The organism is Dyella sp., from assembly GCF_035277725.1.
GTDB lineage: Bacteria > Pseudomonadota > Gammaproteobacteria > Xanthomonadales > Rhodanobacteraceae > Dyella_B.
On record NZ_DATEJY010000117.1, the window covers coordinates 1 to 14,386 of the forward strand.

Consider the following 14,386-nt stretch of genomic DNA (forward strand, 5'->3'; position numbering starts at 1 on the left):
CCTGCGGGCTTTCTGAACATCATGCCAACTACGCAGAATCAATCAGCTCATCCTTAAAGTTTGAAACGGAAACCCAGATTCACCGTGCGATCCTGATAGCGGATATCGCGCGGACGCGACGTACCGTCACCCCAGTACTGATGCAGATTCGCACCCAGCAGATTGGTCATGCCCAACACCACCGTGCTGTGGTCGTTGAGGTTGTAGGCGACGGAAAGATCCACCTGATTCGCCGGTGCGATTTCATCGTTCACGCTGGCCACGTTGACGGCATTGAAGCCATCGATGAAGCGGCTGCGATAGTTGTAGGCCAGGCGCAACGACCAGCCATACTTCTCATACATCAGCACTGCGTTGCCGTTGTGCTTGGATACGTTCTGCAACGGCGTGGTAACCATCGGGCCACCCAGATACTGCGGCGACTTGGTCGATCCATTGATGTAGGTGTAGTTGACCTGCACGCCCAGTCCGTTCCACGCACCCGGCAGGAAATCGAAGAACTGCTGATAGGCCAGCTCCACGCCGTCCAGGAAGCCATTGCCTGCACTCTCGGGACTGCTGATCTGGTACGGCTGTCCGCCGATCACCTCATCCGTCACGTAGCTCTGCACATAGCCCTTGATGTTGCGATAGAACGCACCGGCACTGGCATAACTGCCTGGCGCGAAATACCACTCCAGCGACATGTCGTAGTTGTTGGACTTGATCGGCGTGAGGTAGGCGTTACCGCTGCTGCCGTTGCCTGCACGATTGATGGTGCCGGGATTGAGCGACATCGACGGATTGAGGTCACCAAAGTTCGGATACGTCACCGTCTTCGCCGCCACAAAGCGCGCCTGCAAGGCATCCGTAATGTGCAGCACGGCGCTCACGTTCGGCAGGTACACCGGCGCACTGGTCGACAAGGCCAGCGGTGAGTAGACGTTGGTGGCGCTGTTGTACGAAAACGCGTTGAGGTTGCGATTGATGTCTTCGATGCGCACGCCGATCAGGCCATCCAGCGGCATGCCGAACACCGTGGTGGCATAGGCCGTCTGCAGATAACCGGCGAAGTCTTTCTCGTCGATGTTGTAGAAGCGGCCCGGATCGGTCGGCTGCAACCCCTGGTTGGTGCCGTACAGCGCGCGAATGGCGTTCGCATTGCCGTTCAGATAGTTGTAGCAGCCGCTCAACCAACCACCCGGCAGCGCCGATGAACTGGGCATGGCGCAGAAGTAGTTGGCGGGGAAACGCGCCAACACCTGGTTGGCCGGATTGGGATCGAGCGCAATCGCACCGGTGCCGCCCGGCGGCGGAATCGATACCTGCACGCTGCCCTCGTAGTTCGCGCGGTGATCGTCGGCGCGCACGCCAAACTGCAGGTTCTGGAAGAAGCCCGAGTCGAAGGTGTACACGCCATCCGCGCGCCAGGAGAGCTCCTTGCCGCGTTGCACCGACCAGTTCTGGAACAGGCCGTTCAAGTAGTAGTTGGACGCGTCGTTCTGCGGACTGCCGAGCAGCGACCAGTTCTGGCGGTTGCCGGCGGTACCGTTCCACACCGTGGTGATCGGCCCTTTCAGGAACGTATCGACGATGAAGGTGTTGTCCATGAACGAGCTGAGCGTCGACGACAGTTCGGTCGACAGGCTCAGCACATCGTTATGCCACTTGGCGCCGATCGCGTTTTGAATGTCGTGCCCGTGCTGCGCGTGTGCCTGCGTGCTGGTCGCCGCATAGCTGTTGCCGCTCCAGGTCGCGCTGGTAGCGTCACAGATCGTCTGGCCGTAGTACTGGCCGGCGAGCTGGTCCGGATAGCAGTGATTGCCGACGGTGTACGAACTCGGCGTCACGACACCGGTCGGGAAGGTGAAGAAGAACGGCTGGCTGTAGCTGTCGTGATCCCAGTCGTACAAGCCTTCGGCGTAGATTTCGGTGTGATCGTTGGGTGCCCATTGCACCGCATAGTTCAGCTCGGGACGGCGGCGATAGCCGATGTTGTAGTCGGCACCGAAACCATTCGGCACTTCCACCAGCGTGCCCGAAGGGCTGCGCAACGCATTGCCCTGTGCATCCGTCAGCAGTCGCGGGAAATCGCCCCACACGGCCTTGTAGTCGTAGTGCTGGGTGATGATGCTGGCGTTGAGAAGTGCGCCGAACTCACCGGCATCCGTCTTCCAGCGGTCGCTGACCAGAAAGCTGCCGGTGCCGTCGGTGCGGCCCGCGTTCGCGCTATTGATGCCGGTCACCGTGCCCGCCACTTCCAGCCCTTTGAAATCGAACGGGCGGAACAGCTGCATGTCCACCAGGCCGGCAATGCCGCCTGCCGGCAAGCTGGCATCGCTGGTCTTGTACACCTGCACCGACTTCACCGCCGTTGCCGGCAGATTCTGGAAGGCATACGAGCGGCCAACACCGCTGACGATCTCGCGGCCGTTCAACGTGGTCACCACGTTCGGCAGGCCACGCACCACCACGCTACTGGTTTCGCCCTGAAAGCCTTGCGCCACCTGCACGCCGGTGATGCGCTGCAAGGCATCGGCCACGCTGTTGTCAGGCATCTTGCCGATGTCTTCCGACACGATCGAGTCGACGATGTTGTCGGAATCCTGCTTCACTTCTGCCGCAGAGCCAAGGCTCGAACGCAATGGCGTGACCACCACGGTGGAGAGGGTGGCTGCGACGTTCTGGTCTTTTTTCTTTTGATCCTTCTTGGTGTTGTCCGGTGATGAAGCATCCGCGGTTTGTGCACCGGTTACCGGTTGGCTGGTGCTCACAGGCTGCGCTGCCGTGGTGTCGGCGTGTGCCGTGGCCAGCGACGAGACGATAGCGACGGCCAGCAAACTCATGGTGCAGGTAATGGTGTTGCGCTTCATGGTCTCTCCCCTTTCGGCTTGGGCGTACGCCTTGCATGGCCGCCACCCTTGGTATGGAATGTCTATTTAAAAAGCCAAATTCGCTATTAGTACTACTATATGGTCAGCTGCTTGAGGCGACAGAAAGCCGCCGCCTCGCGGCCTGCGCAGTAAAAGAGTTCAGTGCGCCGCGCTTGGGCTATGGACGGCTGCGGTGACCGGGAGCATCGCCGCGTCAGCAGGCACGATGCCCTTGGGCGCTGCACTCAAGGCCCGGAAGATCGCTGCCTCACGCTCGCGATACGGCGTGCCATCGGGATTGAGCAGATCGTGGAACCAGATCACCGGCGGCTGCAGCGTGTACGGCTTCTGCCAGGAATCCCACGGAAAAATTGTCTGCGTCTTGCCGGAGACAAAACCCCAGTTGACCATGCCGACGTCGAGCTTCTTGCCCACCGGCAGCACGCCGTCGACGGTGGAACCCGCACTGCGCGCCATGTATTCCGTGCAGATCATTGGACGTCCATACGTCTGCAACTGCTGCACGCGATGGAGGAATTCTTCCGGGAATCCATAGTTGTGAAACGTAAGGATGTCCGACTGCGTGAGCTGCGTCTGCTCGATCGCATTGAGCTGGTGCAGCTTTGACCAGTCGTCGTCGTGCCACACGCCGCTGGTCAGCGGCTGCACGGGATGCTGGCTGCGCGCCCAATCGAACACCTGCGGCAGCAGTTGCGCCACGCGCTGGAATTTGTCCTTGGGTTCCTCGGCTGCGTAATTGCCGCCGCCGTCGTTGTCCGGTTCGTTCCACACGTCCCAGGCAAGGATGCGACCGTCCTTGGCAAAGCTGCCGACGATATCCTTCACATAGGCTGCGAGCTGCGGATACTGCGACGGATCATCCAGCACCTTGGTGCCCGGCGCCTGCACCCAGCCGGAGTTGTGCACGCCAGGAATCGGCGGATGCTGCGGGCCCAGCACGGGATCAGGATCCCAGCACGAATCGAACAGCACCAGGATCGGCTTGATGTGATGCTTCGCGGCGATCGCGAGGAACGTATCGATGCGCTTCTTGAAACCTTCGCGATCCTGATCCCACAGGAGGTTATGCAGGAACACGCGCATGGTGTTCATGCCCAAACCCTGCGCCCAGCCGAGTTCCTGATCGATGCGCGCCGGATCGAACGTGGCGGACTGCCACATGTCCAGTTCGTTGATCGCGTTGGAAGGAATGTAATTGCTACCTACCGGCCACGGCTGCTTTGCGTACCAGGCCTTGGCCTGTGCAGCCGTCCAACGCTCCATATCCGCGGCGTGCGCCACGGAAACACCAAGCAGCAGCGCCAGAGCGAGGCACCCTGCCCATCGTGTGCTCTTCATTGTCACATCCACCCTTGAATCTTTTTTATCCCTGTCCCGCGTACGGGATGGGTTGTTTATAAGTACTGCATTAAAGCTGTGCGCCTCGCAATTCGCGGCTTGATGCAAATCCAAGCTTGCAATGATGGCGATGCGATGGCATAGCGTCGGGGTTCGCACCCCAACCTACGCGGCTCCTGCGCGGTGCTGCTCCCTGCTGCTACGACTCGACCCAGGTGTTACTTCGCGGCCTGGTCGATACCGAAGCGATAGACGATGATGTTGCGGTAGATCTCGCCCGGCGCCAGTCGCGCCGAGCCGAAGTCCGGATGATTCGGCGTGTCCGGAAACAGCTGCGGCTCCAGCACGAATGCATCGCCCTGACGATAAATATGATGGTCTTTGCCGACCGTGGTGCCATCCAGGAAATTGCCCGAATAAAACTGCAAACCCGGCTTGCTCGACCACAGCGTCATCACGCGTCCGGAATGCGGGTCTTCCACCCGGGCCACCACACGCGGCTCGATTTCCTTGCGGCTGAGCACCCAATTCATGTCGTAGCCCTTGCCGAACAGCAACTGCTGCGAACGGCCATCGCGAATGTCACGACCAATCGGCTTGGCAACGCGGAAGTCGTAGGACGTACCTGCCACAGGCGCGAATGCTCCGGTCGGAATCGACGCGGCATCGCCTACCGGCGTGATGTCGTTGCCGGGAATCATCAATGTTTGATCCATCACCGAACCGGAACCTTCGCCACCGAGATTCCAGTACGTGTGATTGGAAAGATTGACGATGGTCGGCTTGTCCGTGGTGGCGGTGTAGGCGATCTTGAGCTGGTTTTCATCGCTCAAGGCATAGGTCGCCTTCACCGTCAGCGTGCCGGGGTAACCCTGGTCGCCATCGGGGCTGACGTATTCCATCGTCACGCTTGGCGTGGAACCCGACTTTACGTCGAGTACTTTCCACACCTGCATGTCGAAGCCTTTCGTGCCGCCGTGCAGGGAATTGGCGCCATCGTTCAACGTAAGGCTATACGGCTTGCCGTCCAGCGTGAATTTGCCGTGGGCGATACGGTTCGCAAAGCGGCCGACGGTCGCGCCGAAATACTGGCGCCGGTCGAGATAGCCCTGCAGCGTGTCGTAACCGATCACGACGTCGGCAAGCTTGCCGTTGCGGTCAGGCACCAGCAGAGACTGCAGCGAGGCGCCGTAACTCATGACGCGTGCGCGCATGCCATGGCTGTTGGTAAGCGTCACGATTTCCACATCCTGCCCATCCGCCGTATGTCCGAAGGATGCGCGGGTGGCCTCGCCGGCCATCGCGGAGAGTGGCAGCAACATGCTTGCCGTAAGGATGGAACCGAGCAGTACTACAGATTTCAAGCAAATCCCCTTACGAAATCTATGAAACCGGGAGCTCACATGCCCTGTCGCTTCTGAGCATATTGTATGATTATATAGACGCATGGCCGTCTGGGCTTTACGCGCTGCAGCATGGTCATCGAGCAAGTAGAACTGGGGCATCATCGTGGCGGTTCGCATAAGTGGAGGGTGCGGCTGACAGTGTTGAAAAAGTGGGTGTTATACGCCGGCGACGTGACAAGCAACGTATTCCGTGCACGCCGCGCCAGCGCCCAACGCTATCAACGTCAAGCACAAGCTCTTTCGCAATGCAGCACGATCGACCCTTTTCCATCACCTCCATAGAGCACCGATGAGAGTCACCAACGCCCGCAATCTGCATGGTCATGTCACCCAGGAATTGGGGGTGCGGATCGTCAGCGGCCAGCTTCGGCCGGGCGAGATCCTGCCCCGCGAAGAAACCCTGGCCGAACAGATGGCGGTTAGCCGCACCGCCTTGCGCGAGGCCATGCGCGTGCTGTCCGCCAAGGGCCTGGTCGAGGCGCGGCCGAAAGTCGGTACGCGCGTGCGTGACGAACGCTACTGGCATCAACTGGATGCCGACGTGCTGGCCTGGCGTTGCGCATCCATGCCGCCGGCTGACTTCGTGGAAAAGCTGGTGCAGATGCGTGAAATCTTCGAGCCTGCCGCAGCTGCCCTGGCGGCACGCCGTTGCGATGCCTCACAACTCAAAGAGATCGAACTGGCGTATTTGGCGATGGAAGCGTCGCGCAATAGTGATGAGTGGGCCGTCGCGGACCTGCAATTCCACGAGGCCGTATTGATCGCCACCAACAACGAATTGATGAGCTCCCTGTTCTCCGTCGTGGAAACCGCCCTGGGTTCCTTCTTTGTACAGTCCGCGCGCAAGAGCGGTGACTTCAAGTACTCCCTGCCCTATCACCGCCAGGTGTTCGACGCGATCCGCCGCAAGCAGCCCGAAGTGGCCCGCCGCGCCATGCAGCAGATGATCGTGGACGCGCGCGCCAACATGACCGGCAAGCGCCGCACGAGGAAGTCCGCATGAGCGTCGACGTGCGACTGATCGGACTGGACTGGGGCACCAGCAGCCTGCGTGCCTATCTTTATGATGCCGATGGCAAGGTCGTGGCAACACGCCACCAGTCCTGGGGCATCCGCAACCTGCCGGAGGGTGGATTCGCCGGCGCCTTGCAGGCCATCACCGCCGATTGGCCAGCTTGCGTGGCAGTAGCCGCCGGCATGGTCGGCAGCCGCCAGGGCTGGCGTGAAGTGCCTTACGTTGCATTGCCAGCCGATGCAGCAAGCATCGCGCACGGCATGCTGCGCGTGGACGACTGCAGCAGCCATGAACTATGGATTGCGCCGGGTTTGCAGCGGCATCAACCGGCCGACGTAATGCGTGGCGAAGAAACGCAGATCATCGGCGCGCTGGCGCAGCAGCCGCTCTATCAAGCCAACATGCGCTTCGTGCTGCCGGGTACGCATAGCAAATGGGCAAGCGTGGTCGACGGACGCATCGTGGCATTCGACACGGTGATGACCGGCGAGATGTACGCGCTGTTGATCAAGCATTCCATTCTCGGTGCCGGTCTTCCTGGTGAGCCGGCGCAGCCGTTTGCCCAAGAGGCTTTCATTCGCGGTGTGCTTACCGCCCAGGAGAGCGGCGCGGAAGGTATTTTCAGCCGTCTGTTCTCGACGCGCGCATTGATGCTTGCTGGCAAACTGGCGGCGGCGCAGGTGCCGGATTTTCTATCCGGCCTGTTGATCGGCGAGGAATTCCGCATCGCACGCTCGCGTGACGACCACCGCATTTCGCCGCTATGCCTGATTGGCGAAGCGTCGCTATGCCAACGCTATACCTTGGCGGCGCAGCAGTTCGGTTATGCCGCGCCGACTGTGATTGATGACGCAGCCATCCAAGGGCTGTGGCAGCTGGCCTCTGCCGCCGGCTTGCTGGCCAACGCCAAGCTTCATTCTTTTTCCGGAGTAACACCATGATTCGCGCGTGGCTCGATTCTCTTCCCCTGGTGGCGATTCTTCGCGGCATCCGGCCCGACGAAGCACTCGCCGTTGGCAACGCCCTGGTCGATGCGGGCTTCCGCGTGATCGAGGTGCCGATGAATTCGCCGCAGCCGCTGGAGAGCATTCGCTTGATGTCCGAAGCATTGGGCCAGCATTGCCTGATCGGCGCCGGCACCGTGCTGCAGCCGGAACAGGTCACGGAAGTGGCAGCCGCGGGCGGCAAGCTGATCGTGATGCCGCACGCCGATACACGCGTGATCAGCGCGGCCAAGCGCGCCAGCCTGTATTGCGTGCCAGGCGTTGCCACACCGACCGAAGCGTTTGCCGCCATCCAGGCCGGCGCCGACGCGATCAAGCTGTTCCCTGCCGAACTGCTTACGCCGCCGGTGCTCAAGGCATGGCGCGCGGTAATGCCGCGCGACCTGCCCATGCTGCCGGTCGGCGGCATCACGCCGGAAAACATGGCCCCTTATGTCGCCGCAGGCGCCAACGGCTTCGGCCTCGGCTCCGCACTCTACGCACCCGGCCGTGATGCGAACGACGTCGGTCGTCGCGCCCACGCCTTCGCTCAAGCCTGGAAAACAAGTTCTCAAGGAAACCCCGCATGAAGATCACCCGTCTCACCACCTTCCTCGTTCCGCCGCGTTGGCTGTTCGTACGGATCGATACCGATGAAGGCATCAGCGGCTGGGGCGAACCGGTCGTTGAGGGCCGCGCGCATACGGTTGCGGCAGCGGTCGAGGAACTTTCCGATTACCTCATCGGCAAAGATCCGCGCCACATCGAAGACCATTGGAACGTGATGTACCGCGGCGGCTTCTATCGCGGCGGCCCGATCCTGATGAGCGCCATCGCCGGTATCGACCAGGCGCTGTGGGACATCAAGGGCAAGCATCTGGGCGTGCCCGTGCATGCCTTGTTCGGCGGTCCGGTGCGCGAGCGCATCCGCGTGTATTCGTGGATCGGCGGCGATCGCCCGTCGGATACCGCCAAGGCGGCGAAGGAAGCGGTGGCGCGTGGATTTACCGCGGTAAAGATGAACGCGACCGAGGAAATGCACTTCGTCGACACGCATGAAAAAGTGCAGCGCGTGCTGGAAAACGTGCAGGCCGTGCGCGACGCCGTAGGCCCCGATATCGGCCTTGGCCTGGATTTCCACGGCCGCGTGCACAAGCCGATGGCCAAGGTGCTGATGCGCGAACTGCTCCCGTTCAAGCTGATGTTTATCGAAGAGCCGGTGCTTTCCGATCATCTGGAATGCATCCCGGAACTGGCCAGCATTTCGCCCGCGCCGATCGCCTTGGGTGAGCGCATGTATTCGCGCTATGACTTCAAGCGCGTGTTCGCCACCGGCGGCGTGGACATCATCCAGCCTGATCCGTCGCATTCGGGCGGCATCACGGAAACGCGCAAGATTGCGATGATGGCCGAAGCCCACGACGTGGCGTTGGCGCTGCATTGCCCGCTGGGGCCGATCGCACTCGCCGCCAACCTGCAGCTGGATGCGATGTGCCACAACGCCTTCATCCAGGAACAGAGCCTGGGCATCCACTACAACGCTACGAACGACCTGCTCGACTACATCACCGACCGCAGCGTATTCGCGTACGAAAACGGTTTTGTCACCATGCCGACCGGCCCCGGTCTCGGGGTGCAAGTGAACGAGGCTTACGTGGCCGAACGCGCCACCGTCGGGCATCGTTGGCGCAATCCGATCTGGCGTCACAGCGACGGCAGCGTGGCCGAATGGTAAGGCCGTAACGATTCATGTCCCCCATGTTTGCTACCTACCCCAGCCTGGTCGATCGCTCGGTATTGATTACCGGCGGCGCTACAGGCATCGGCGCTGCGTTCGTTGCGCACTTCGCGCAGCAGGGCGCGCGCGTTGCGTTTTTCGATATCGACGACAACAGCGCCGCTGCGTTGATTGCTTCGCTTCCCGATGTACGTCATGCACCGCAGTTCACGCGCTGCGACGTGACCAACATCGCGCAGCTTCGGCAGGCCATTTTCGCAGCAAGCCAGAGCGTCGGCACCTTCAGCGTGTTGATCAACAACGCAGCCAACGATCGCCGCCATCAGTTGCAGGACACGACGCCGGAAGAATTCGAGCAAAGCATCGCCGTCAATCTGCGCCACCAGTATTTCGCAACGCAGGCGGTGGTGCCGGGCATGCGTGAACTGGGCGGCGGCTCGGTCATCTGCCTGGGCTCCACCGGCTGGATGATCAAGAACGCCGGCTATCCGATGTACGCGATGGCCAAGTCCGCCGTGCGCGGCCTGATCAATGGCCTGGCGCGCGAGCTGGGCAAGGATCAGATCCGCATCAACGCACTGGTGCCTGGCTGGGTGATTACCGACAAGCAGCGCGAGCTGTGGCTGGATGACGCCGGCAAGGCGGAAATTGAACGCAAGCAGTGCATGCCCGGGTTTCTCGGCGCGGACGATCTCGCGCGCGCGGCTTTGTTTCTGGCCGCGGATGACAGCCGCATGTGTACGGGTCACGACTTCTTTGTCGATGGTGGATGGGCATGAGTTTGCAAGCCTCGTTGGTGCTGGATGCGCGAAACACTCTCGGCGAGGGTGTGGTCTGGTGCACGCGTAGCCAGTCGCTGTACTGGACAGATATCCACGCGTCCGTGCTGTGGTGCTTCCGCCCCGCCGATGGCAGCACGCGCCGCTGGCCGATGCCGGAGCGCCTGGCCTCGTTCGCCTTATGCGAGGACGATGGCTGGCTGCTGCTCGGACTGGAAAGCGGGCTGGCGTTCTTCCACCAGGAAAGCGATCGGCTGATCCGCATCACCGACGTCGAAGCCGGCCTGCCGACGCGCCTCAACGACGGCGCCTGCGATCGCCAGGGACGCTTCGTGTTCGGCACGCTGCATGAACCGGTGGGCGGCGAAGCGCGGCGTGCGGCCGGCGCCTTCTATCGGCTGCACCACGATCTGCGACTGGAGCAACTGCCGCTTGGATCGGTCGCGATCAGCAACAGCATAGCGTTCAGTCCTGACGGCGCCACCATGTATTACTGCGATTCGTGGAAGCGCACCGTGCATCGCTGCAGCTACGGCGACAGCGTGGCCGATGCGTGCATGCACATCGACCTGACGCAGCAGCAAGGCGAGCCTGACGGTTCGGCCGTGGACAGCGAAGGCGGCCTGTGGAACGCCGAATGGGGTTCCGGCCGCGTGGTGCGCTACACCCCCGACGGCAGGCAGGACCTGGTCATCAGCGTACCGGCCAGCCAACCCACGCGCGTCGCCTTCGGCGGCGAGCGGCTGAACATGCTATACATCACCAGTGCCCGCGACGGACTTTCCGCCGAGGTGCTGGCGAAAGAACCGCATGCCGGTGGCCTGTTCGCCATCGAGGTGCCCTTCACCGGCATGCCCGAACCACGTTTCAACGGCCGGCCTGCATGAGCCGGCTTTTTTATGCGTCGTGAAGAAAGTGAGAACACTCGCGCGGCGCATTCGATCAGGCTGCTGAACACAGGCTGGTCATGCAGGTCACGGAAGGCCTGTCGCGAATCAAGCACCTGAGTGCTTGGTTTAAGCGTAGCCGGGTCCGGTCTGATACCGCGCCTGGCGTGTTGGGCAAGTGTGGGGAAGGCACTTTCTCAACTCACAACCATGACGGGGTCATTCATGAGTGCCAGTATCATTCCAACATCTGCGACAACACATTCCGACGTCAAGCCACACGCCAAAGCCACCGCCATCTTCACCTGCGTGCTCGCCGCACTCGCAGGCCTGATGTTCGGCCTGGATATCGGCGTGATTTCCGGCGCCCAGCAGTTCATCCAGAAAGAATTCGGCGTTTCCGACCACGCACTCGAATGGATCGTCAGCGCGATGATGTTCGGCGCGGCGGTCGGCGCACTGGGGGCCGGCTGGCTGTCTTCCTCACTGGGGCGCAAGCGCTCGCTGATTCTCGGCGCGGTGCTGTTCGTGGCCGGCTCGGTGCTGTGCGGTTTCGCGCAGTCGCCCGACATGCTGATTGCAGCGCGCGTCATCCTTGGCCTGGCGATCGGCATCGCCTCCTTCACCGCCCCGCTGTATCTGGCCGAAGTGGCGCCGGAATACATCCGCGGCGCGATGATCTCGGTGTACCAGCTGATGATCACCATCGGCATCCTGGTGGCGTTTCTCTCCGACACCGCCTTCAGCTACACCGGCAACTGGCGCTGGATGCTCGGCATCATCGCGATTCCGGGTGTGTTGTTCCTGATCGGCGTGCTGTTCCTGCCGGACAGCCCGCGCTGGCTGCTGATGAAGCAGCGCGATGCCGAAGCGCTGGACGTGCTGCAGCGCCTGCGCGGCAATCCGGAAATCGTCGAGCGCGAAGCGAACGACATTCGCGAGCAACTCAAGACGCCGCAGCGTGGCTGGCATCTGTTCCTGGAGAACAGCAACTTCCGCCGCTCGGTCGGCCTGGGGATTCTGTTGCAGCTGATGCAACAATTCACCGGCATGAACGTGGTGATGTACTACGCGCCGCGCATCTTCCAGGACATGGGTTACGACACGGCGGCGCAGATGTGGTTTACCGCCATTGTCGGCCTGACCAACGTGCTGGCCACCTTCATCGCCATCGCCCTGATCGATCGCTGGGGCCGCAAGCCGATCCTGTACACCGGCTTCGCCGTGATGGCCGTGGGCCTCGGTGTCGTCGGCAGCCTGATGGGCACGGGTTCGCATGGCATGCAGATGTTCGCGGTGATCATGTTGCTGGTCTTCATCGTCGGCTTCGCCATGTCCGCCGGTCCGCTGATCTGGACACTGTGCTCGGAAGTGCAGCCGCTGAAGGGACGCGACTTCGGTATCGGTTGTTCCACCATGACCAACTGGATTGCCAACCTGGTCGTTGGTTTCACCTTCCTCACCTTACTCAACAGCTTCGGCCATACCAACACGTTCTGGTTGTATGCCGGCTTCAACGCCGTCTTTATCGTACTGACCTTCTGGCTGGTGCCGGAAACCAAGGGCATCACGCTGGAGCAGATCGAACGCAACCTGATGAGCGGCAAGCGGCTGCGCGATATCGGCCGCTGATTTCGCAGTAACGGCAGTAGCTCTACATCTTCGTAGAGGGGAACTCCCGGCCGGCGCCATGCCGGCCGGTTACCACACAACAAGAACGACTATTCGGCCTTTTCAAACACCACGTTGCCGCTGACGCGGCATAGGAGATGGTTTATGAGACACCCGAAGCTTTGGTCGGCTTGGAGTTCCTTGTGCCTGCTGATGCTGGCCGTGTTGCTCGTCACGAGCGCACGGCCCGCACACGCCGCCACGGGCACCCTATTGACCGGTAGCACGCTTTATCCACGCGTCGTTCGCCTGCAACACAATGCAGGCTTCAACGGCATGCTGGTGGCAAGTACCAACGGCATCATCTTTCAAAGCACCAACAACGGTGCAAGCTGGAACCTGATCGGGCCGGTGCCCACGATCAGCGGTAGCTCCGAGTACTGCTGCGCAACGTTGTATGAACTGCCGCAACAAGTCGGCGCGCTTGCAGCCGGCACGCTGATGTTTGCCGCAACGTATACCGTGAACGGCACACCGGCGATCGAGGTGTACACCAGCACCAATCAAGGCCTTTCCTGGAGTTATCACAGCACGCCGGTGCAACGCGGCGACAGCTCGCATGGCCTGTGGGAGCCGGAGTTCGAAGTGGCCAACGATGGCGCGCTGGTGATGTTCTGGTCTGATGAGACCGATCCGTGTTGCAGCCAGAAGCTTGCGCAGATCCGCACCTATAACGGACAAACCTGGCAGGACCAGAGCAACACGGTGGCCAGTACAGTCCCATCCGATCGTCCCGGCATGGCCACGGTCAGCAAATTGCCGAATGGCCATTTCTTCATGAGCTATGAGTTGTGCGGCCCTGCTGCCTGCACGGTGTTCTACCGCACGTCGACCGATGGCTGGAATTTCGGCGACCCCACCCATACAGGCACCAAAATCGCCACCGCCAGCGGCCAGTATCTGGAACATGCGCCCGTCAACGTGTGGAGCCCGTCGGTCATTTCCAGCAACGGTGCGATCGTGCTGGTCGGTCAGGTGATGTACGAATCCAACGGCAGCGTGTCGAGCTACAACGGGAAGGTGTTGTTCGTTAACACCAACGTCGATGGTGCTGGCAACTGGTACACCATCAACGCACCGGTGCAGGTTCCCACCGCGTACGACAACTATTGCCCGAATTATTCCTCGGCGCTGTTGCCCGCCTCGGACGGCTCGAGCATTCTGGAGCTGGCTTCCGACTACAACAACGGCGGCTGCATCACGTACTACGGCAGCGAATCCTGGAACAACCTGCCCGCCGACGGGTCGACGCATGCGTTCCACAACCTGCAGAACACCGCTTTGTGTTTGGACGACACCGGCTGGGGCACTACCAACAACACCAGCGCGGAACTGTGGGACTGCAACGGTTTGGCCGTCCAAAACTGGACCGTGCATGCCGAGGGCGGCGGCTGGTATAGCATCCAGAACCAGTACTCGGGATTGTGCGTGGACAACACCGGCGGCAGCACCACACCGGGCAACAAGGTCACGTTGTGGGGCTGCGTGGGCAACGCCAACCAGGCCTGGCTGTTCATGGACCTGGGCAACGGTACCTACAAGCTGATGAACCAGGCATCCGGTTCGCTGATGCTGGATGACACCGGCGGTTCCACCACGCACGGTACGCAGTTGCAAATCTGGACCGATAACGGACTGCCACCGCAGCAGTGGCAGCTCGACTGAGCAGGCGTCAGGCGCCTTCCGCAGGGCCGGA

At 61.4% G+C, this 14,386-nt stretch carries 11 protein-coding genes; 8 read left to right on the forward strand and 3 right to left on the reverse strand.

Going from position 1 to position 14,386, the window contains the following annotated elements; genetic code table 11:
• Window positions 1-53: 53 nt before the first annotated feature.
• From VJR68_RS10590 to VJR68_RS10600, 3 genes are all read right to left on the reverse strand, one after another.
• Window positions 54-2,852 (reverse strand): TonB-dependent receptor, encoded by a 2,799-nt coding sequence (locus tag VJR68_RS10590; protein WP_324147647.1) that lies wholly within the window; start codon window positions 2,850-2,852, stop codon window positions 54-56.
• Between the two features lie 159 nt (window positions 2,853-3,011).
• Complete coding sequence (locus tag VJR68_RS10595; RefSeq protein ID WP_324147648.1) at window positions 3,012-4,211, reverse strand: 1,4-beta-xylanase; 1,200 nt, start codon at window positions 4,209-4,211, stop codon at window positions 3,012-3,014.
• Between the two features lie 218 nt (window positions 4,212-4,429).
• Window positions 4,430-5,575 carry an aldose epimerase family protein gene (locus tag VJR68_RS10600; protein ID WP_324147649.1) on the reverse strand — a complete coding sequence of 382 codons (1,146 nt, stop codon included), beginning with the start codon at window positions 5,573-5,575 and terminating at the stop codon, window positions 4,430-4,432.
• 331 nt (window positions 5,576-5,906) lie between these two features.
• On the opposite strand from VJR68_RS10600, the gene VJR68_RS10605 reads away from it, so the two are divergent.
• The 8 genes from VJR68_RS10605 (at window position 5,907) to VJR68_RS10640 (ending at window position 14,355) form a co-directional block, all read left to right on the forward strand.
• Window positions 5,907-6,620, forward strand: a complete 714-nt coding sequence (locus VJR68_RS10605) for a FadR/GntR family transcriptional regulator (RefSeq protein ID WP_324147650.1) — start codon at window positions 5,907-5,909, stop codon at window positions 6,618-6,620.
• On the forward strand, window positions 6,617-7,573 hold the full coding sequence (locus tag VJR68_RS10610; RefSeq protein ID WP_324147651.1) for a 2-dehydro-3-deoxygalactonokinase: 957 nt from the start codon (window positions 6,617-6,619) through the stop codon (window positions 7,571-7,573). Before VJR68_RS10605 ends, VJR68_RS10610 begins: the two co-directional genes overlap by 4 nt.
• Window positions 7,570-8,205 (forward strand): 2-dehydro-3-deoxy-6-phosphogalactonate aldolase, encoded by a 636-nt coding sequence (locus VJR68_RS10615; RefSeq protein WP_324147652.1) that lies wholly within the window; start codon window positions 7,570-7,572, stop codon window positions 8,203-8,205. Before VJR68_RS10610 ends, VJR68_RS10615 begins: the two co-directional genes overlap by 4 nt.
• On the forward strand, window positions 8,202-9,350 hold the full coding sequence (gene dgoD, locus VJR68_RS10620) for a galactonate dehydratase (protein WP_324147653.1): 1,149 nt from the start codon (window positions 8,202-8,204) through the stop codon (window positions 9,348-9,350). The genes VJR68_RS10615 and dgoD overlap by 4 nt, the downstream gene beginning before the upstream one ends.
• A 23-nt stretch (window positions 9,351-9,373) precedes the next feature.
• Window positions 9,374-10,132, forward strand: a complete 759-nt coding sequence (locus VJR68_RS10625) for an SDR family oxidoreductase (protein WP_324147654.1) — start codon at window positions 9,374-9,376, stop codon at window positions 10,130-10,132.
• The gene (locus VJR68_RS10630; RefSeq protein WP_324147655.1) at window positions 10,129-11,019 is read left to right on the forward strand and encodes an SMP-30/gluconolactonase/LRE family protein; all 891 of its coding nucleotides are present in this window, start codon (window positions 10,129-10,131) and stop codon (window positions 11,017-11,019) included. Before VJR68_RS10625 ends, VJR68_RS10630 begins: the two co-directional genes overlap by 4 nt.
• A gap of 225 nt (window positions 11,020-11,244) precedes the next feature.
• Window positions 11,245-12,651, forward strand: coding sequence for a sugar porter family MFS transporter (locus VJR68_RS10635; RefSeq protein ID WP_324147657.1), 1,407 nt, complete (start codon window positions 11,245-11,247; stop codon window positions 12,649-12,651).
• A gap of 144 nt (window positions 12,652-12,795) precedes the next feature.
• Window positions 12,796-14,355: an RICIN domain-containing protein gene (locus VJR68_RS10640; RefSeq protein ID WP_324147658.1), complete on the forward strand. Its 1,560-nt coding sequence runs from the start codon at window positions 12,796-12,798 to the stop codon at window positions 14,353-14,355.
• Window positions 14,356-14,386 lie beyond the last annotated feature (31 nt).

Coding starts and splice junctions, on each gene's coding strand:
- VJR68_RS10610 (WP_324147651.1), top strand. CDS start 6,617: ATGAGCGTCGACGTGCGACTGATCGGACTGGACTGGGGCACCAGCAGC.
- VJR68_RS10615 (WP_324147652.1), top strand. CDS start 7,570: ATGATTCGCGCGTGGCTCGATTCTCTTCCCCTGGTGGCGATTCTTCGC.
- VJR68_RS10590 (WP_324147647.1), bottom strand. CDS start 2,852: ATGAAGCGCAACACCATTACCTGCACCATGAGTTTGCTGGCCGTCGCT.
- dgoD (WP_324147653.1), top strand. CDS start 8,202: ATGAAGATCACCCGTCTCACCACCTTCCTCGTTCCGCCGCGTTGGCTG.
- VJR68_RS10625 (WP_324147654.1), top strand. CDS start 9,374: ATGTTTGCTACCTACCCCAGCCTGGTCGATCGCTCGGTATTGATTACC.
- VJR68_RS10605 (WP_324147650.1), top strand. CDS start 5,907: ATGAGAGTCACCAACGCCCGCAATCTGCATGGTCATGTCACCCAGGAA.
- VJR68_RS10640 (WP_324147658.1), top strand. CDS start 12,796: ATGAGACACCCGAAGCTTTGGTCGGCTTGGAGTTCCTTGTGCCTGCTG.
- VJR68_RS10635 (WP_324147657.1), top strand. CDS start 11,245: ATGAGTGCCAGTATCATTCCAACATCTGCGACAACACATTCCGACGTC.
- VJR68_RS10595 (WP_324147648.1), bottom strand. CDS start 4,211: ATGAAGAGCACACGATGGGCAGGGTGCCTCGCTCTGGCGCTGCTGCTT.
- VJR68_RS10630 (WP_324147655.1), top strand. CDS start 10,129: ATGAGTTTGCAAGCCTCGTTGGTGCTGGATGCGCGAAACACTCTCGGC.